Source organism: Thalassotalea litorea (assembly GCF_043642205.1).
GTDB classification, from domain to species: Bacteria; Pseudomonadota; Gammaproteobacteria; order Enterobacterales; family Alteromonadaceae; genus Thalassotalea_A; species Thalassotalea_A litorea.
In genome coordinates this window covers 132,737-151,473 of sequence record NZ_JBHZSG010000003.1, presented here as the reverse complement: position 1 = coordinate 151,473, position 18,737 = coordinate 132,737, and the positions used below count along the sequence as shown (strand labels likewise).

Below are 18,737 nucleotides of genomic sequence, written 5' to 3'. Positions count from 1 at the left end.
GGATGTTAGATTATTTTCAGCGATTAGGTCGCAACACCATTGCTTTAGTCGCAGGTCTTGGGCGAGCAATGTTAATGTTGTTTTCCGCTTTATTGCATTGGCCTTCCCCCCGAAAAGGCTTGCCTTTGTTAATGACACAGCTTTATTCCGTGGGCGTATTATCACTGGTTATCATAGTCGTATCCGGTACCTTTATAGGCATGGTTTTGGCGCTACAGGGATATACTATTTTGGTGGGCTATGGCGCTGAAGCAAGCCTTGGACCTATGGTGGCGTTATCGTTATTGCGAGAGTTAGGCCCGGTTGTGGCGGCTTTATTATTTGCTGGTCGAGCCGGTTCCGCGCTTACGGCTGAAATTGGCCTGATGAAGGCGACAGAACAATTAAGCAGTCTTGAAATGATGGCGGTCGACCCACTACGGCAAATTATTGCCCCTAGATTTTGGGCGGGCTTTATTAGTCTGCCATTGTTAGCAGCGATATTTTCCGCCGTTGGTATCTTGGGTGCTCACTTGGTGGGGGTAGACTGGCTGGGTGTTGATAGCGGCACGTTTTGGTCTGTAATGCAGGCACAGGTTGACTGGCAACAAGACGTTCTCAACGGTGTGATTAAATCGATAGTCTTTGCTTTTGTGGTTACCTGGATTGCCGTTTACAAAGGCTATGATTGTGTGCCGACGTCTGAAGGTATCAGTAGAGCGACTACGGCAACGGTGGTGCAGGCTTCTTTATTGGTGCTTGGACTGGACTTTATTTTAACCGCGCTAATGTTTACTAGCTAAACTTAGAGTGATTATTTGGCTTAGGCCTGACGTAAATTAGGAAAATTGGTGAATTGACATGGTGTCTAAGAAAATTGAATTAATGGTTGGTATTTTTGTTGCGATTGGCATCGCAGCGATTTTAATGTTGGCACTGAAAGTGGCTGATGCCGGAATTCAAGGAAATGGTCAAACCTATAATCTATATGCTAAATTCGACAATATCGGTGGTTTGAAAGTACGTTCACCGATTAAAGTTGGTGGCGTGATTGTTGGTCGGGTCGAAAAAATAGCACTGGATGATGATGACTTTATGCCAATTGTCACTTTAAGTATTTATTCCCAATATGAAGGTTTTTCCGAAGCGTCATCGCTGTCAATTTTAACGGCAGGGTTGTTAGGAGAACAGTATCTCGGATTAGAACCTGGGTTTATCGATGAAGACTTAGGCATTGGCACATTAGAACCGGGTGATTATATTGAAGATACTAAGTCTGCCTTAGTGTTAGAAGAGATGATTGGTCAATTTTTATTTAGTCAGGGAAGCGACGATTAAGGGGTCATAATGAAATCCATTTCAATGAAAGCGGTATTTTTCGGTACGTTATTATTTTGCAGTAATGTATTTGCATCTGATGTAAGCATGGAAGATCCATATGTGATGATTAAAGAAGTCTCGCAGATAACATTTGATCGCTTTGCCCGGGAAGAGCAGCAGATTAAAGCAAATCCAAACTTGTTAAAGGGCATCGTTCGTGAAGAGTTAATGCCGTATGTCTTTTATCAATATGCGGCATTGAAAGTGCTTGGCAACTATCGAAAAGACGCAAGTCGAGAAGAAATTCAAGAATTTGTGGTGGCCTTTCGCGAGTATTTGATCACCTCTTATGCCCAGGTGTTCACCTTATATGACAATCAAAAAATTGAATTTGAGCCAGCCAAAGATTTTGATAAAGAAAAAATTGTTATGGTGGGAGTAGATGTAATTGACGGCAACCGGCCGCCAATCAATCTGAAGTTTAAGGTTCGCAAAAACACCAAAACCAACGAATGGCAGGCGTTTGATTTGGTTGCTGAAGGCGTAAGTTTACTGGACGCAAAACAAAAAGAGTTACGCAGTATTTTGGCGCAAAATGGGGTGCCGCAGGTAACTGAAATGCTCCGTGAAAAAAGTAAACGCGACATCGTCTTTAAGAAAAATGGTAAAGACGACGTGATGAAAGAAATAGGAATTGATAAGTAATGACCAGCGCTGCGCTTACCATTGCTCGGATTGACCCGAAAAAAGTTGAATTGTCCGGTGAGCTAACCAGAAAATCTATTGTCGGAAAACAACAGAAAAACTTTCTTTCAATTCTAGTGTCCAATCAACAACGTGTTGATCTTAAAGCCTTAAAGAAGGTTGACACTGCGGGTATTGGATGGTTGTTGGCGCTCATAGAATTAGCGGGGGAAAAACAATTTGAAATTAGCTATTCCAATCCCCCCGAAGAATTGGTTAAACTCGCCAGACTAAGCCGTGTCGAGCAGCTATTGCCGATTGTTAAGAATTAATATTGGAGAAGGACATTGCAAGCCGCCGATATCGAAAAAATTTTAAATGATGCTTTAACCCTGGATGATTTGCGTGTGACCTTTGATGGTTCACAATGCAGCATTATCGCCGTATCTGATTCGTTTGAAGAAATGAGCAGGGTTAAAAAGCAGCAAACTGTATACGCCCCCTTAACCGAGGCCATCAACCAGGGCCAAATCCACGCCGTCAGTATAAAAACTTTTACCAACAGCCAATGGCAGCGGGAAAAGAAATTTATACTACCGTCATAAGTTAACCTGAAAAGAAGAATTACTGTGCAAGCATTTCGAATTCACAGCGGTAACGAATTACATGGGGACGTTACCATATCAGGCGCAAAAAATGCCGCTTTACCCATTTTATTTGCCACTATCCTTGCGGAAACTCCTTTGCAGGTTAGCAACGTTCCTCGTCTTAATGATATTAATACCACCCTTAAGCTTTTAGCCGAATTAGGGGCGAGTGTTGATTGGTCTTCGGACAATAGTGTGTCTATTGACGCCAGCGGAATCAATAATTGCCTAGCGCCTTATGAGCTCGTGAAAACCATGCGTGCGTCGATACTGGTTTTGGGGCCGTTACTGGCAAGATTTGGTCATGCTGAGGTTTCTCTGCCAGGTGGCTGTGCTATTGGCGCTCGACCGGTAGACCTACACATTCAGGGCTTAAAAGCCATGGGTGCCGATATTAGCGTTGAAAATGGCTATATCATTGCTCGCAAAGAAGGACGCTTGCAAGGTGCAAGGTTCTTTATGGATGCAGTAAGTGTTACTGGCACAGAAAATCTGATGATGGCTGCAGCGTTAGCGGAAGGTACAACAGTTCTGGAAAATGCAGCCCGCGAACCTGAAATCGTTGATTTAGCAAACTTCTTGAATTTAATGGGAGCGAAAATCTCCGGCGCAGGTACAGATACCCTGACCATTGAAGGTGTTGAGTCTTTAAAGGGTGCGGATTATCCAGTAATGCCTGATCGTATTGAAACCGGAACTTTTTTAGTGGCAGCAGCCGTTACTGGTGGAAAAATCCGTTGTTTGAATACAGATCCAAGTGCATTAGAAGCGGTAATCAGTAAACTGCTGGAAGCAGGCGCAAACGTAACAACCGGTGATGACTGGATTGAATTGGAAATGACTGGACGTCCACAGGCGGTAAATATCCGCACAGCACCGCACCCAGCTTTTCCAACGGATATGCAAGCACAGTTTGTTACCTTAAATGCGATTGCTGAAGGTACGGCAACGACCACAGAAACGATTTTCGAAAATCGGTTTATGCATGTGCCTGAGTTGCAGCGTATGGGAGCCGATATGAAACTGGAAGGCAACACCGCAATTTCAGTTGGCGTTGATACGTTAAACGGTGCTCAGGTGATGGCCACGGATTTACGTGCATCAGCAAGTTTAGTGATTGCTGGCTTGGTGGCTCAAGGCGAGACCATCGTTGATCGCATCTATCATATAGATCGAGGCTATCAGCATATCGAAGACAAGTTACAAAAACTTGGCGCAGATATTACCCGTTTCGATAAACCTGCGTAATCGTATACGTGACCCCTAAACAAAAGGCGTATTCTTATAGAATACGCCTTTTTTGATCTTGCCTAGCATAATAATGATCCAACTCAACGATTCAGTTCAACAATTGTTACCGGAACTTCGATGGCCTTTTTGTTTCGGATAACCGAAAAGTTAAGCACAGTGCCCGGTCTGGTTTCTGCAACGATATCCAGGGCCTGATTAATACTGACGATAGCAGTCCCATCGATTTTGTATACCACATCGTCTTTTTGCAGGCCGGCTAACTGGGCAGGGCTGCCCGGAGTAATGTCATCGACAACAAATCCTTTTAACTGCCAGTTATAACGTTGTGAGCTGATCCCTAACCATCCACGAACGACTCGGCCATTGCTGATTAGCTCCAACATGACTTTCTTCGCCAGTTTGTAGGGGATCGCAAAAAATATCCCCTGAATATTAATCTGCGGGTTCAGTCGTTTGAACTGAGCAGTCGTGATACCGACCAGGTCACCATTAGAGTTAACCAGCGCACCACCAGAATTACCATCGTTGATAGCGGCATCCATCTGCAAAAATTCGCGATAACTGGTGCTGCTGAGTCCACTGCGGCCGGTAGCTGAAATAATGCCTTGAGTAATGGTTTGCCCAAGGTTTAACGGATTGCCAATGGCCAACACCACGTCACCGACAAAAGGCGTTAAGGTGTCATCCATCGGGATTACTGGTAAGTTATTTGCCTGTACTTTTAATACGGCTAAATCGGTAAGCTCGTCGCTACCGATAACTTCTGCAGTGAGTTCGGTTTGATTTTGCAATACGACAGTGATCAAATCCGCATTGAGTACCACATGATAGTTAGTCAAAATGTAACCTCGACTATCCATGATCACTCCAGAGCCTAGTTTAATTCGTTGCAAAGAACGACTACGATATCTGGGATTCGTTTCGATACTTTCGCTATAAATATTGACAACGGCTGGCGCCGCTTTAGCAACCGCATTTGCATAGGAAACCGGTTTTGGCTTTTCATTAACGGGTTTAAATATATTGAACGATGAAGACGAATCAGAGCGCAGTTCGGGTACCAGAATTAAGAGCACCACAGCGGTTAGCAAACCATAACTGGTAGCACGCAGTATGTAAGTGAGAACAGGTACTATTTTCAAAAGATTTCAGAGAGTTGTTATCGATATACGCTAAAGAGTAGCATTTATTTTTCGGGGATAGTAGTGCTGCTGTGCAAGTCAAAGGCTACCCAAGCAGATCACTTGGGCAGCCTTATACCTTCGAACATTAGTAAATGCTTAGCGTATCATTAAATACAGCTCGTTATTGCCGCGCACAATATTTAGAGCGACGACCCCATTTACACCTTCAAGGGCACTTCGCAATTGCGCCAGATTGTTTACTTTTTTACGATTGACACCAATGATGGTATCGCCTTTTTTCAAACCTACGGCCTGGGCAGGCGAATTGGCCGCTAACTCTGTAACCTTAACACCCTGATTGTTGTCTGCGCTGCTAAATTGCGCGCCTTGTAACATTGGGTGCATCGTTGCCGCGGCAATGTTGGCGTCAGCTGCGGGTTTGAGTTTGGCCGTAACGTCTTTCTTGCGGCCATCACGCAGGATCGTAAGTTCAACTTCTTTGCCAGCACCGATAGAGCCTATTTTGCCGCGCAGTTCGTTAAAGGTTTTCACTTTTTTACCATTAACTGCGATAACAATGTCACCGGCTTTGATGCCTGCTTTTTCTGCTGCGGAATCTGGGGCAACCTGGCTAATAAAGCCACCTTGATTGGTATCCAAATCCATAGCTTTGGCTAATTCGGCATTGATGCTGTTTCCTGTAACGCCAAGTACACCCCGGCGCACTTCACCAAACTCAATAATCTGATTGGTCAGGTTGCGCATCATATTCGACGGAATGGCAAAACCAATGCCGACGTTTCCGCCATTAGGTCCTAATATCGCGGTGTTAATACCGATTAGTTCACCTTTTAGGTTTACCAGAGCACCACCGGAGTTTCCGGAATTTATTGCGGCATCGGTTTGGATAAAATCTTCAAAGTTTTCGATGTTTAAGCCACTACGCCCGAGTGCCGAAACGATACCTGAGGTTACGGTCTGACCCAGGCCAAACGGACTGCCAATAGCTACGGCAAAATCACCCACCCGAAGGTCATCGGAATCTGCAAGCTTAATCTCGATCAGGTTTTCGGCTTTTATCTGCAACAATGCAATATCACTGGCCGCATCACTGCCGATTTTTTTTGCTTCAAATTGGCGACCATCTTTCAAGTTCACCTGGATTTCATCGGCTTCTTCGACGACATGATTGTTGGTTACGATATAGCCTTTTTTAGCATCAATGATCACACCTGAGCCAAGCCCCCGAAATGGTCGCTCCTGCGGTTGCTGTCCGCGGCGTTGACCGAAAAAGAATTTAAAAGCATCGGGAATCTGCTGCTGAACCTCCTGCGTACCGGCAACGGATATACTGACTACCGCCGGTGTTGTTTCTTCCAACATAGGCGCCAGGCTAGGCATAGGTTCATCTTCAAAAAATTGTGGCAGGGCTGCTACACTCACGGGACTTGATAACGACAACGTGCCAACAACAAGTGCCATCGAAGTTATAGACAAGAATTTTTTCATAGGTTAAGAGACTCCAAAATTCACTGCAAAAATTGCAACAACAGCGCAGGAATTCGAACCTGAATTCCAAACGCTCATTATTATTTATTAGTAAAATACATGGGAATTAGTTGCCCCATGGATTTAAAGACTCATGGCTCAGTTTAAAGTTCAAATTTGAGCCGAACCTAAATGTAACGAATTGTTTTTATTTGTCAAATAGACCGCTAGGATCCGCTGAATAATCACGCGGGGCTTCGGTAAGATTTGCCACTTTCTTTTTACGACGTTGCATACTGGCAACCGCTTTAAGTTCAGCTTCTGTTTCGGCGCTGAAGAAAGGCATACCGTTTGTTTCCTGATTGACTTTATTTAATAAATCAGTACTTTTTTCCATTTGTAACATCGCTTTGGTACAGGCTTCATTCATTTGCCCCAGCAACTCCATGGAACTTTTCAGGTGCACCGCGACATCCTGTTGATAGGACTCTAATGAAGAGCGACTTTCTTCGACTTCTTTCTCTAAACGTTGATTTTCCTGACTGGCACTAGACATTAATCGCGTTGCGATAACACCGATAACTAAACCTGCGACAAAGATACTTAGCGAAATAATGATATCCATATTTTACCCTTATAATTGCGATATGAGTGGTGGGCGTTGCTGGCAATACCAAACGTTTTTTCGCAAACCCATCCACATTGTTACACAAAGCTAAGGTTCAAAAGGTTGGTATGAAAACAACAGTGCCACTTGTTCTTATATTCTTTTATAATAGCCGCAAATTGCGTTCAGTACATTAACTTATTTAGCAAACACGGCTGGTAAAACCAGCCCTGCAGATGATTATGCTTCAGCTTACACCGATACAAAAATACCAACAGGATTTGCAACGAGACGATTTTAGCTTCGATGCTGCACAGGAGAATGCCATTAAGCATTTGCAGCGTCTATATGACGACTTGATGGTGCAACCTGTCGCCGTTAGTGGCTTTAAAAAAGTCTGGTCGGGCTGGAAAAAAGTTTACAGCAAAGATAAGACGTCACCGGTAAAAGGCTTGTATTTCTGGGGCGGCGTTGGTCGTGGTAAAACCTATTTGGTCGACACTTTCTACGATTGTCTGCCTTTTGACGACAAAATGCGTGTTCATTTTCATCGGTTTATGCACCGCGTACATCAGGAAATGAAAGCCTTGTCTGGTCAGGCCGAGCCGTTAAAAATTATTGCCGATAAGTTTGCATCAGAAACTCGGATAATTTGCTTTGACGAGTTTTTCGTTTCCGATATTACCGACGCAATGATCCTAGGCACCTTGTTTGAATACCTGTTTGCCAACAACGTAACCTTAGTGGCAACTTCAAATATTATTCCTGATGATCTTTATCGTAATGGCTTACAACGAGCTCGTTTTCTGCCAGCGATTAAATTAATTAACGAACATACAGAAGTGGTCAATGTTGATAGTGGTGTCGATTATCGCTTGCGAACATTGCAACAAGCGAACTTATACCATTACCCAATAGATACTACTGCGGCCCGAAATCTGCAGCAATATTTTACCCAGCTCGCCCCGGAGCAAGGGGAGCAAGGTAAGGTTATCGAGATCAACAATCGTCAGCTAACCACGATCAGAGAAGCCGATGGTATCGTCTATTTTGATTTTCATGAATTATGCGAAACTGCTCGCAGTCAAACCGATTACATGGAGATTTCGCGCTTATATCACACCGTAATACTGGCGGATGTTAAGATCATGGGCCAGGCAAATGATGATGCAGCCCGTCGCTTTATTGCCTTAGTGGATGAATTTTATGAACGTAAAGTCAAACTGATTATTTCGGCGCAAGCCGCAATGGACGATTTGTATGGTGAAGGCACGTTAGCCTTTGAGTTTAAACGTTGCCTCAGCCGATTACAGGAAATGCAGTCTGTAGATTATCTAGCGGCGGAACATATCCCTTAATAAGGTGGAGTAAAGCACTTGACTTCCACCCCCCAGCAGCGAAGCTTATTTCCTCACATTTTAAGTTTTTTAGCTTTGATTGAAATTTATACGTGATCTTTTTCTCAAATTTCACTATAATTCGCGCCTCCCAACGTTACAACGCCTGTTTTCAGGCATCAGACTCGATACTCGAAGGGGTAATAGCGAAGTCTTTATTAACCGGTAGATAATTTTCTGCCATTTAATGTAACTTTTTAATTAATGGGTTTTTTTAATGAAAACTTTTGTAGCTAAGCCAGAAAGCGTTCAACGCGAATGGTTTGTAGTGGACGCTGAAGGTAAAACTTTAGGTCGTATCGCTACTGAGATTGCTCGTCGTTTACGTGGTAAGCACAAGCCAGAATATACTCCTCACGCTGACACTGGCGATTACATCGTTGTTGTTAACGCTGAGAAAGTACACGTTACTGGTAACAAAGCGAAAGGTAAAATTTACTACTCGCACACTGAATTCCCGGGCGGTTTAAAACAAATTAGCTTTGAAAAGCTAATCGAGAAAGCGCCTGAGCGTGCAATTGAGTTTGCAGTAAAAGGCATGTTACCTAAAGGCCCTCTAGGTCGTGACATGTATCGTAAATTAAAAGTGTATGCTGGTCCTGAGCACAAGCATGCGGCACAACAACCTAAAGTTTTGGAGCTTTAAGCAATGGCTGATAATCAATATTACGGTACTGGTCGTCGCAAGAGCTCTACTGCTCGTGTGTTCTTGAAAGCTGGTAACGGTACCATCACTATTAACAAGAAAGATATCTCTGAGTATTTTGGTCGTGAAACGGCTCGCATGGTTGTTCGTCAGCCACTTGAGCTAGTTGACATGATTGAAAAGTTTGACCTAAACATCACTGTTGTTGGTGGTGGTATCTCTGGTCAAGCCGGTGCTATCCGTCACGGTATCACTCGTGCACTTATGCAGTTTGACGAAACGTTACGTAGCGACCTACGTAAAGCTGGTTTCGTTACTCGTGATGCTCGTAAAGTTGAACGTAAGAAAGTTGGTTTACACAAAGCGCGTAAACGTCCACAATTCTCAAAACGTTAATTTTACTACGTACTCAAAAAAGCCGGTTATTACCGGCTTTTTTTATGTCTAAAATTTACCTTTGTTGAAATGCAATGCACCTTGATACCAATCAATTTCAATCTTGTCCACTAGCCACCTCTATGCATAACCTAACCTCTAACTGTTTGTAAAGGCGAAACTTTAAAGGCATTTGCAAACGAATCTTATCGATAACTTAGTCGATATTTACGTTTGGAAAGCTGAGCCGGCTGACTTCATTGAGTAAAAAGTTCGACTTTTGTTTTCCAAACACGGATAACATCGATATTAACCCGGCTTTTTATTTTCGTGTTTCTCGCCTCTGAGAATTGTTTTGCCTTGTAAAAAAACGGGTATTTCATTATCATAGGCAAAATTTTTTAGTCCCTGAATGACTGTGAAAGCGCTCTTGTTGCGTTAGTCATGGTAAACGGGAACGAAATAAAAACTTAAAATTTATTGTCTAGTTAATAATGGAGAGATGGAATGAGCAATGCGCCCGTGAATAACGGCCGTCGACGCTTTCTGACAGTCGCTACATCGGTAGTAGGCGGAGCAGGTGTTGTTGGTGCAGCTGTGCCTTTCATTGCTTCCTGGAACCCGAGCGCGAAAGCAAAAGCCGCCGGTGCCCCTGTGGAAGTTAATATCAGTAAAATTGCTACTGGCCAGTTGATACGTACAAATTACCGCGGTAAGCCGGTTTATATTGTACGTCGTGGCCAGGACGTGATCGATGCACTTGGTGGTCACGAAGATCAGCTAAGTGATCCGCAATCTAACGAAGCGCAGCAGCCAGAATACGCGCAAAATCAGTATCGCTCCATTAATCCAGAGTATCTGGTTGCGGAAGGCGTCTGTACCCACTTAGGTTGTGCACCTTCATACAAGAAGGGTGATTTCGCTGAACAGGTTGAAGGCGTTGATTATGGTTTCTTCTGTCCATGTCATGGCTCCAAGTTTGATATGGCCGGTCGGGTATTCTCCGGTGTGCCAGCGCCATTAAACCTTGTGGTTCCTGAGCATTCATTCTTAGATGACAACACCCTAATTATTGGTGTTGGTAAGGGAGACGCATAATGTTTGCTAATTTTATGGCTTGGATAGACAAGCGATTACCGGTTACCGAAGCGTGGAATAAACACGTGGGTCAGTATCCGGCTCCTAAAAATTTCAATTTCTGGTACTTCTTTGGCTCTTTAGCCATGTTGGTGCTGGTGAATCAGATCGTGACCGGCATCTGGTTAACAATGAATTATGAGCCATCAGGTGATGGTGCATTTGCGTCTGTCGAATACATCATGCGAGATGTGGATTACGGTTGGTTATTGCGTTATATGCATTCTACCGGTGCGTCGGCGTTTTTTGTCGTCGTATACCTGCACATGTTCCGTGGATTAATGTACGGTTCTTACCAAAAGCCACGTGAATTATTGTGGATCTTCGGTATGTTGATCTTCTTGGTGCTTATGGCTGAAGCATTCATGGGTTACTTGTTACCTTGGGGTAATATGTCCTACTGGGGTGCACAGGTAATCATTTCCCTGTTTGGCGCAATTCCGGTTATTGGTGAAGATTTAACGACCTGGATCCGTGGTGACTATGTCATCTCAGGCGCTACCTTAAACCGTTTCTTCGCATTGCACGTTATTGCGTTGCCGTTAGTGCTCGTTGTTCTGGTCTTCCTTCACATTCTGGCATTGCACGAAGTCGGGTCGAATAACCCGGAAGGTACGGACATTAAAAAGCCTAAAGGCAGTGTTCCAGAGTCTGAGCAAAGCCCGTTTAAATATCACGAAAGTTATACTCAAAAGTATGACATCGTTGATGCGGTGCCTTTCCACCCGTATTACTCGGTTAAAGACATTATGGGCGTCGTTGGCTTCTTATTGTTGTTCTGCTGGGTAATGTTCTTCGCCCCAGAAGGCGGCGGTTACTTCCTCGAAGCGCCGAACTTTGAACCGGCGAATGGCCTGAAAACCCCTGAGCATATCGTTCCGGTTTGGTACTTCGGTCCGTTCTATACCATTTTGCGTGTTATTCCAGATAAGCTGCTTGGAATGCTCGGCATGTTTGCTGCGATCGGTATGTTATTTGCTCTACCGTGGTTTGACCGTGGTACCGTGCGTTCAATCCGTTATCGTAGTAAATGGCACCTGCTAAACTTAACCCAATTTGCTATCTGTTTTGTGATTCTTGGTGTCTTAGGTACTATGCCAGCATCTGATTTAGCCAACTTGGTCGGTCGAATTGCATCATTGGGTTATTTTGGCTTCTTCATTGCACTTTGGTTCTATTCGAAAAACGAAGATACCAAGCCAGTACCGGAAAGGATGTCTTAATAATGAAAAAGATATTATTCACTCTACTATGTGTTTTCCCTGCAATGGCGTTTGCCGCTGGTGGCGGAATTCCGCTAGATAAAGCAAATAATGATATTACCGATAAGGCATCGTTACGCAGTGGCGCTGAAACCTTTATGAACTATTGTTTAGGTTGTCATTCGTTAAAATATCAACGTTACAACCGTACGTTTGCTGACCTGGATATTGATGAAAAAGAAGGCATCGAGACATTGATGTTCACTGGTGAAAAGCCGGGCGATCACATCACCAACAATATGCCTGAGGCAGAAGCTGCAGCCTGGTTTGGCGCAGCGCCACCGGATCTGACGCTGGTTGCTCGTTCTCGTAAAGGTGCGGACTGGATCTATACCTATTTACGTGGTTTTTATCTCGACCCTTCACGTCCTTTTGGGGTAAATAACATTGCCTTTAAAGACGTGGGTATGCCGCATGTTTTCCAAAATTTGCAGGGCGTTCAGGAATTGAGCGACGATGCAAAAGCGATGCTGGCACTTCCATCAACCGAGCAACGTCCATTAACAAGTGACGATTTGGTTCTGGTTCAGGAAGGGACAATGACACCGGCGGAATACGACAAAATGGTTCGCGATCTTGCTAACTTTTTGGAATATACCGGTGAGCCATCAAAGGTTGATCGTATTCGTTTAGGTTACTGGGTGATGGGCTTCTTAGTTATTCTATTTATCTTGAGTTATCTGCTTAAGAAAGAATACTGGCGTGACGTTCACTAAATTATTGCGCCTGGCAGTTTAAGCCAGAGCAAAATTCAGGGGCTATACTAATATCGAGATAGGGATATTAGTTTCAGCCCCTTTGTCGTATCCGGTCAGTTTTTAACCGATACTTTTTAATAAGAATATTTTTGGAGGATATATGGCTGTAGCCGCAAACAAACGCTCTGTCATGACTTTGTTTTCACACGCCGATGATATGTACAGTCATCAGACACGTATCGTGTTGGCTGAGAAAGGCGTCGGTGTGGATATCCACTTGGTGGACATGGATAACCTACCTGAAGATTTAATCGATTTAAATCCTTATGGTACTGTCCCAACTCTTATTGATCGTGAACTGGCGCTTTATGAAGCCAAGATCATTATGGAATATTTGGATGAGCGATTCCCTCATCCACCGTTGATGCCGGTTTACCCGGTATCTCGTGGTCGTAGCCGGTTGATGATGCATCGCATCGAAAACGATTGGTATACCCTGGCTGAGAAAATCTTAAAGGGTTCAGCAGCTCAGGCAGAGTCTGCACGCAATGAATTACGTGAGAGCTTGCTGTCGATTGCACCAATATTAAATGAAGCACCGTATTTCATGAGTGAAGAATTTAGCTTGGTCGATTGTTACTTAGCGCCGTTGTTATGGCGTCTTCCTGCTTTCGGAATTGAGCTTTCGGGCCAGGGCAGTAAAGAGTTAAAATCTTACATGTTACGATTGTTTGATCGTGAGTCTTTCCAAGCTTCATTAACGGAAGCGGAACGAGAGTTACGATTCGGCCACCCGGCTTAATGTAGAATCTGTCGTCGTATGAATATTGAGATGTCATCTAATAAGCCCTATTTGATTAGGGCTTTTTTTGAGTGGATAGTGGATAATGATCTTACCCCGTATATCGCGGTGGACGCATATTATCCAGATGTTCAGGTACCGGTTGGCTATGTAACGGAAGGCCAGATAGTACTTAATATTGCGCCGGTCAGTGTTGGTGGCTTCGCTATGGGGCCTGATGCTATTGAGTTCAACGCTCGCTTTGGCGGTAAATTAGAGCACCTTGTCGTTCCCTATGAAGCCGTTGCTGCCATCTACGCTCGCGAAAATGGTGTGGGTACGTCGTTTGAAGTTAATTACCCAGAAGAGCTACCAGAAGAAGTGACTGTTGACGTTGAAGAAGATGTTAAGCCACCGAAAAAGGGTAAACCAACATTATCGATCGTCAAATAATAGATAATGAAACTCGGCGTTTACGCTGCTCATGTGCATTTATCATAAAAAAACGGGTTTATAACCCGTTTTTTTATGTGTTGAATTTATTGATGTTCGAATGCCCGATAAACCTTAGCGACCCCATAAACATTGCGGACAATATCCACGGCAATTTGGCTTTCCTGCTGGTTTACTAAGCCCATTAAAAAGACTTCTGAGTCTTCGGTGACAACTTTGATTGCAGAGGCATCGACACGCTCATCCAGCATTAACTCGGTTTTTACTTTCGTTGTAAGCCAGGAATCCGCACCTTTGCTGGTAATGTTTAACAATTTACCGACCCGGATTTGGTTATGCAGTTTACGCACGCCTGGGATGTCACTCACCAAACCAATGATCTGATCTTTAAGGGTCTGAGTCGGTGCTTGACCGACGATCAGTAAGTGACCATTGACACTGGTAAATTTTACGTTAGTCGCTTCTTCCAGTAAAGGCTCACTGCGAACCCGGCCGTAAGCTTTAACCTCAATGGCCTGGTCATCAACCTGAGCCCCTAGGGTGCGACGGTCATTATAAGCTATAGCGCCGCCAGCGGCTGCACCTACAAGAGCCACAGCACAACCTTGCAAAGTGCAGACCATGGCAGAAATTAAAATAAGCTGCTTTAACATAATATTCTTTTTCTTTGATTGTTGTTGGCGCTTTTAGGTGAATAAAAGCAATGGTTATGGCTCTTTCCCTTTAGCTTTGGGCCTGGGGAAATAACGTCGTATCAATAATTTCGCATAAACAGTGTATCGCAAGCAAGTGTACTTCCTGAATTCGTGCCGTTCTGCTTGATGGAACCCGAATTTCTACATCATTTTCGCCAAGTAAACCGGCAATTTCACCGCCATCTTTACCCGTCAGAGCAATAATTTTCATATCCCTTGCCACCGCTGCTTCAATCGCTTTGATGACGTTTTTGGAATTTCCTGAGGTAGAAATTGCCAATAGAATATCGCCACCGTTGCCAAGCGCTCTTACCTGCTTGGAGAACACTTCTTCATAGCTGTAGTCGTTGGCTATTGAAGTTAGGGTTGAACTGTCTGTCGTTAACGCGATTGCCGGTAAACTGGGGCGCTCAGTTTCATAACGGTTTAACAATTCAGAAGAGAAGTGTTGTGCATCACCCGCGGAGCCACCGTTACCGCAGGATAGAATTTTTTGCCCAGCCAAAAGACATTCCACCATCACCATACCACCTTTTTCAATTGCAGCAGGTAATTCTTCACTGGCCGCAATTTTGGTTTCTATACTTTCGCGGAAATTGTCTTTAACTCGTTCTAACATAATCAAACTCCAAAAAAGGCATGTTTCAGCCAGGATATTCTAGGGTTGATGGCTAAGCCTGTCAGGCTTATCACATCGAAACGACTGCAAGTATTGTACTCGTTCAGTCCATGTTTTTGCAGAAAAACTTGCGCAGTGCGAATGATTTTCCGTTGCTTAGACTTTACAACCTGCTCCGCTGCATCGCCATATTGACGTTGATAGCGATATTTCACTTCAACAAATACCCAGCATCCATGATCCTTAAAAATTAAATCGATTTCACCAAATTTACTATGATAATTTGCTTTGATGAAGGTTAGCCCTTGGGCTGTTAAGTATTGTCGCGCGCGATATTCCATCGCAACAGCAACGGGTTTCCGGGCAAAGTTACTGCATCGAAGTCGACGAAACGTTTCTAAAACCATATTTACCCCAATACAGGGAACGGCTAATAATCCTGTCGCTATCCATTTGTAACGTACCTGTTTCGCCATCGTGACGTTGAGCAGGGTTTATAGCCATATTTTGGACCTTATCCACCAGGTTCATACTGTCAATGCCCATCGCGTACAGACGCTGCATGGTACTTGTTTTGGTAGGCCATAATTGTTTTGCTTGCTCGACAAGCATTGGATTTCTGGCTTGATTAGGTAACAGCCAGGGAATTTCTGTAAACGTGAGTCCATTGAGATCTCGACTGGTATTGTTATCACGATTGATGTTATGGCTACGAGAACTTGCAAATATTGGGATTGCTTTTGAGAACGGACTGATATTGACATCCACATAGGGCTTAAGCAGTCGGGCATCATCGGCATCTGCGAAAATATAGATCATATCGATATCGCGACGATTGCGTGGCTCTGCTTCTAAATTTTCATTCATGCGATTACGCATCAAGAAAATTCTCTCTTTGGAAAGATTCACATCCAGAGCGTTTTTAACCGCTTGTTCCATTTCTTTGCTGGTTTGGTAATAAATCACCTGAGGTGTGTTACCGCTTTGCTGATACCACTGTGTCTGAAATGTATCAGCCAGACGTTTTCCTAAGTTGGAATCCTGGCTTAGTATTACCGGGTGCTGGTAGCCTTTATGGTACAAGGTAAAAGCCGCTTGTTTTGCTTCATCTTCCGGACGCATTGAGAATACATAGTGTTGTTCACCTAATCGTTGTTGTTCAGGTAAATTTAACAACAAGGTAGGCCAGGTGTGCGGCATTAATACCTGTTCAGTGGCAATATAAGCATCGACATTTTGCTTGAGCAACGGACCGACGACAAAATCAGGCGGTGTTAACATCAGACCCTCGACAATATCTGTCATCGAGGCATTATTGCTGTCGATAAACGTTAACGCCCGGCTGTTGTCATTTTGTTGGTAGGCCGCGATTAAACCACGTTGAATCGCTTCGCCAATACTCGCTTCGCGACCGGAAAGCGGGATAATGACGGTTATGTTTTCAATGTCTCTGATGGCTGGGTTTACGCCAGTTATAACGACAGTATTGGTGTTATCTGTCATGCCAAGCGAATTTTCGGGATCTGTTGAACCGTTTACCTGTGTTTGTTGTCTGCTGGCTGCCTCTATTTGCACTTGGGGGTGACGCTTTACTTCTACCAGGGGCATTGCCATATGCGAACCGAAACGTTGTTGCCAGCGGACTAGTGTATCGGATTGATCATTTTCAGGTGTCACCATGGCGAGAATTTGGGACAGTTCAAGCCAGCCGGCTAAACCTGGAGGGTTTTGCGTTTTCAGGTAATCGATTTGCCATGGCATAAGCTGGCCAATCAATGTTTCCAGCTCACCAAGTTCATCGACATTATCGCTGGGGTAGTTATCGTATTGTTGTAAATAGGCGATAACAGCCTGCGGCAGCTTGCCTTGTGCTAATAACGCATCGGCGGTTAAGCGCAGCTTGCGCTTGGCGGTACTGGAAGCTTTTATCTGTGCCAATAACGAAAGACACAACGTCGGATCATCTAACATCAAACTCGCTTCTGCCATATTCAGCAGATTGTAATTAGATTGGATTTGGTTTAATGGCAAATTGCTTAGCTGTTGAGACAAAAACAGAGATTTCTCCGGTTGTTGTTGAAGCAATAGCTTTTGACCAGCCTGGAGCAGTAAAATGATTGCGCCTTCGTTGTTTTCATTTTTGGCCTGAACGAAAAGTTCGTCAACCGAGATAGGTTTTTCCTCAACGCTTTCTAATTGTTGCTGTGTCTCTTGGGCTTGTTTAGGAGCCTTTTTTGATTCAGGAGTTGCACAGCCATTGAGTATCAAAATTACAATGCCAAAAAACAGCAGGGATTTAACGTTCATAAAGTCTGGTTTTCGCTTTAGCGTAAGGGGGCTAGGATTCTTATTATCCTTTACTGTCATGTCAAAATGATAGTAAACCAGTTTTGGTCTTACATATCAGTGAACATTCAGCAGATAATTGTTGTAATTAACATTATAATAAACCGCCCAGCGTCAATAGGGCAACCGATAGATGTTACAAGGTGTAATCCGATTGCCGGCGCGCCTTTGTAAAAGGCATGGCTGGGCTTAATAATATATAAGCGATAACGGACTCCGGAGTGTTTTCGTGGCAGAGACAAATGATTTTTCTGTACACGGCATAACTCTGTCAATTCAATCTCCGGGCTAACGCTTCGGAGCAGGTAAACAGGCAAATTATGACTCAACAAATAGTTCAACCGGGCACGTTATATGTGGTTGCGACGCCAATAGGAAACCTTCTTGATATCACGCAAAGAGCGATTGAAATTCTTGGTCAGGTTGATGTGATCGCTTGTGAAGATACCCGGCACAGTGCTCGTTTATTACAACACTTCAGTATTTCCAATCGGACGATTTCTTTACATGATCATAACGAGCGTCAACGTCAGGAACAAATCAGTGAATGGTTGAAGGCCGGGCAATCCGTGGCACTGATAAGCGATGCTGGTACACCACTAATCTCGGATCCTGGATTTCATCTGGTACGCCATTGTCGAGCCGAGCAGCTTAATATTGTCCCCGTCCCTGGTGCTTGCGCAGCTATCGCTGCCTTATGCGTTGCCGGATTACCCACAGACAGATTTACCTTTGAGGGCTTTTTACCCTCTAAACGGGGAGCCAGAACCAGTACGTTGGATGCATTAAAAGATGAACCCCGTACTATGGTGTTCTATGACGCCCCCCGTCGTATTGTCGACACTGTTGAGGATATCGTCAACACGCTAGGCCCGGAGCGTTACGTGGTAATAGCCCGGGAGATCACCAAAACCTTTGAAACCATCTATGGCGACAAGGCTGCAGAATTACTGCGTTGGTTGCAGACGGATTCCAATCAGGAAAAAGGCGAATTGGTTTTGATGATTGAAGGCAAGAAAGCGTTATCAACCGAGATTCCGCCAATTGCCAGAAAAACGTTAGCACTGCTATTGCAAGAAATGAAACCGAAAAAAGCTTGTGCGGTTACCGCTGAAATATTTGGGCTGAAAAAGAACGACTTATACGCGTTGACCTTGGAACAAAAAAATTAATAAATGCCAGACTAGGTTTTGATTTGTATTGCCCGGATGGAATGGGTACAATGCCG

At 44.1% G+C, this 18,737-nt stretch carries 22 protein-coding genes; 15 read left to right on the top strand and 7 right to left on the bottom strand.

What is annotated here, in order from left to right:
- Positions 1-2: 2 nt before the first annotated feature.
- Genes mlaE through murA form a run of 6 tightly spaced genes read left to right on the top strand, consistent with a single transcriptional unit; the run spans position 3 to position 3,878 of the window.
- Entirely contained in the window at positions 3-782 is a 780-nt protein-coding gene (gene mlaE, locus ACHUFQ_RS02700; RefSeq protein ID WP_394172728.1) for a lipid asymmetry maintenance ABC transporter permease subunit MlaE, read from the top strand.
- 58 nt (positions 783-840) lie between these two features.
- Positions 841-1,317, top strand: a complete 477-nt coding sequence (gene mlaD, locus ACHUFQ_RS02695; protein WP_394172726.1) for an outer membrane lipid asymmetry maintenance protein MlaD — start codon at positions 841-843, stop codon at positions 1,315-1,317.
- 9 nt (positions 1,318-1,326) lie between these two features.
- Positions 1,327-2,004: an ABC transporter substrate-binding protein gene (locus ACHUFQ_RS02690; protein ID WP_394172724.1), complete on the top strand. Its 678-nt coding sequence runs from the start codon at positions 1,327-1,329 to the stop codon at positions 2,002-2,004.
- The gene (locus tag ACHUFQ_RS02685) at positions 2,004-2,315 is read left to right on the top strand and encodes an STAS domain-containing protein (protein ID WP_394172723.1); all 312 of its coding nucleotides are present in this window, start codon (positions 2,004-2,006) and stop codon (positions 2,313-2,315) included. Before ACHUFQ_RS02690 ends, ACHUFQ_RS02685 begins: the two co-directional genes overlap by 1 nt.
- Before the next feature lie 15 nt (positions 2,316-2,330).
- Positions 2,331-2,588 carry a BolA family protein gene (locus ACHUFQ_RS02680; RefSeq protein ID WP_394172721.1) on the top strand — a complete coding sequence of 86 codons (258 nt, stop codon included), beginning with the start codon at positions 2,331-2,333 and terminating at the stop codon, positions 2,586-2,588.
- A 24-nt stretch (positions 2,589-2,612) separates the two neighbouring features.
- Positions 2,613-3,878 (top strand): UDP-N-acetylglucosamine 1-carboxyvinyltransferase, encoded by a 1,266-nt coding sequence (gene murA / locus ACHUFQ_RS02675; protein WP_394172719.1) that lies wholly within the window; start codon positions 2,613-2,615, stop codon positions 3,876-3,878.
- A gap of 83 nt (positions 3,879-3,961) precedes the next feature.
- Here murA and ACHUFQ_RS02670 read toward each other — a convergent pair whose 3' ends face one another.
- From ACHUFQ_RS02670 to ACHUFQ_RS02660, 3 genes are all read right to left on the bottom strand, one after another.
- Positions 3,962-5,023, bottom strand: coding sequence for a trypsin-like peptidase domain-containing protein (locus ACHUFQ_RS02670; protein WP_394172717.1), 1,062 nt, complete (start codon positions 5,021-5,023; stop codon positions 3,962-3,964).
- A 138-nt stretch (positions 5,024-5,161) separates the two neighbouring features.
- Positions 5,162-6,514: a Do family serine endopeptidase gene (locus tag ACHUFQ_RS02665; protein WP_394172716.1), complete on the bottom strand. Its 1,353-nt coding sequence runs from the start codon at positions 6,512-6,514 to the stop codon at positions 5,162-5,164.
- A gap of 187 nt (positions 6,515-6,701) precedes the next feature.
- Positions 6,702-7,118 (bottom strand): YhcB family protein, encoded by a 417-nt coding sequence (locus tag ACHUFQ_RS02660; protein WP_394172714.1) that lies wholly within the window; start codon positions 7,116-7,118, stop codon positions 6,702-6,704.
- A gap of 224 nt (positions 7,119-7,342) precedes the next feature.
- Here ACHUFQ_RS02660 and zapE point away from each other — a divergent pair, with 224 nt between their 5' ends.
- From zapE to ACHUFQ_RS02620, 8 genes are all read left to right on the top strand, one after another.
- The gene (gene zapE / locus ACHUFQ_RS02655) at positions 7,343-8,458 is read left to right on the top strand and encodes a cell division protein ZapE (protein ID WP_394172713.1); all 1,116 of its coding nucleotides are present in this window, start codon (positions 7,343-7,345) and stop codon (positions 8,456-8,458) included.
- 256 nt (positions 8,459-8,714) lie between these two features.
- Positions 8,715-9,143 carry a 50S ribosomal protein L13 gene (rplM, locus tag ACHUFQ_RS02650; RefSeq protein WP_136734097.1) on the top strand — a complete coding sequence of 143 codons (429 nt, stop codon included), beginning with the start codon at positions 8,715-8,717 and terminating at the stop codon, positions 9,141-9,143.
- A 3-nt stretch (positions 9,144-9,146) separates the two neighbouring features.
- Complete coding sequence (gene rpsI, locus ACHUFQ_RS02645; protein WP_394172711.1) at positions 9,147-9,539, top strand: 30S ribosomal protein S9; 393 nt, start codon at positions 9,147-9,149, stop codon at positions 9,537-9,539.
- Positions 9,540-10,025: 486 nt separating this feature from the next.
- Entirely contained in the window at positions 10,026-10,616 is a 591-nt protein-coding gene (petA, locus tag ACHUFQ_RS02640) for a ubiquinol-cytochrome c reductase iron-sulfur subunit (protein ID WP_394172709.1), read from the top strand.
- Positions 10,616-11,878 carry a cytochrome b gene (locus tag ACHUFQ_RS02635; RefSeq protein ID WP_394172707.1) on the top strand — a complete coding sequence of 421 codons (1,263 nt, stop codon included), beginning with the start codon at positions 10,616-10,618 and terminating at the stop codon, positions 11,876-11,878. Before petA ends, ACHUFQ_RS02635 begins: the two co-directional genes overlap by 1 nt.
- Positions 11,879-11,880: 2 nt before the next feature.
- Positions 11,881-12,633 carry a cytochrome c1 gene (locus tag ACHUFQ_RS02630; protein WP_394172706.1) on the top strand — a complete coding sequence of 251 codons (753 nt, stop codon included), beginning with the start codon at positions 11,881-11,883 and terminating at the stop codon, positions 12,631-12,633.
- A gap of 142 nt (positions 12,634-12,775) precedes the next feature.
- Complete coding sequence (gene sspA / locus ACHUFQ_RS02625; protein ID WP_394172704.1) at positions 12,776-13,417, top strand: stringent starvation protein SspA; 642 nt, start codon at positions 12,776-12,778, stop codon at positions 13,415-13,417.
- A gap of 30 nt (positions 13,418-13,447) precedes the next feature.
- A complete protein-coding gene (locus ACHUFQ_RS02620; protein WP_394172702.1) occupies positions 13,448-13,849 on the top strand; it encodes a ClpXP protease specificity-enhancing factor in 402 nt (133 codons plus the stop codon).
- 86 nt (positions 13,850-13,935) lie between these two features.
- Here ACHUFQ_RS02620 and ACHUFQ_RS02615 read toward each other — a convergent pair whose 3' ends face one another.
- The 4 genes from ACHUFQ_RS02615 to ACHUFQ_RS02600 all read right to left on the bottom strand — a co-directional run bounded on the left by ACHUFQ_RS02615 (position 13,936) and on the right by ACHUFQ_RS02600 (position 17,470).
- The gene (locus ACHUFQ_RS02615) at positions 13,936-14,502 is read right to left on the bottom strand and encodes a BON domain-containing protein (protein WP_394172700.1); all 567 of its coding nucleotides are present in this window, start codon (positions 14,500-14,502) and stop codon (positions 13,936-13,938) included.
- A 70-nt stretch (positions 14,503-14,572) separates the two neighbouring features.
- Complete coding sequence (locus ACHUFQ_RS02610; protein ID WP_394172699.1) at positions 14,573-15,163, bottom strand: phosphoheptose isomerase; 591 nt, start codon at positions 15,161-15,163, stop codon at positions 14,573-14,575.
- A gap of 2 nt (positions 15,164-15,165) precedes the next feature.
- Positions 15,166-15,570, bottom strand: a complete 405-nt coding sequence (locus ACHUFQ_RS02605; RefSeq protein WP_394172698.1) for a YraN family protein — start codon at positions 15,568-15,570, stop codon at positions 15,166-15,168.
- Positions 15,533-17,470 carry a penicillin-binding protein activator gene (locus tag ACHUFQ_RS02600; protein ID WP_394172696.1) on the bottom strand — a complete coding sequence of 646 codons (1,938 nt, stop codon included), beginning with the start codon at positions 17,468-17,470 and terminating at the stop codon, positions 15,533-15,535. Before ACHUFQ_RS02600 ends, ACHUFQ_RS02605 begins: the two co-directional genes overlap by 38 nt.
- A gap of 359 nt (positions 17,471-17,829) precedes the next feature.
- Here ACHUFQ_RS02600 and rsmI point away from each other — a divergent pair, with 359 nt between their 5' ends.
- Positions 17,830-18,681 (top strand): 16S rRNA (cytidine(1402)-2'-O)-methyltransferase, encoded by an 852-nt coding sequence (rsmI, locus tag ACHUFQ_RS02595; protein ID WP_394172695.1) that lies wholly within the window; start codon positions 17,830-17,832, stop codon positions 18,679-18,681.
- Positions 18,682-18,737: the final 56 nt, after the last annotated feature.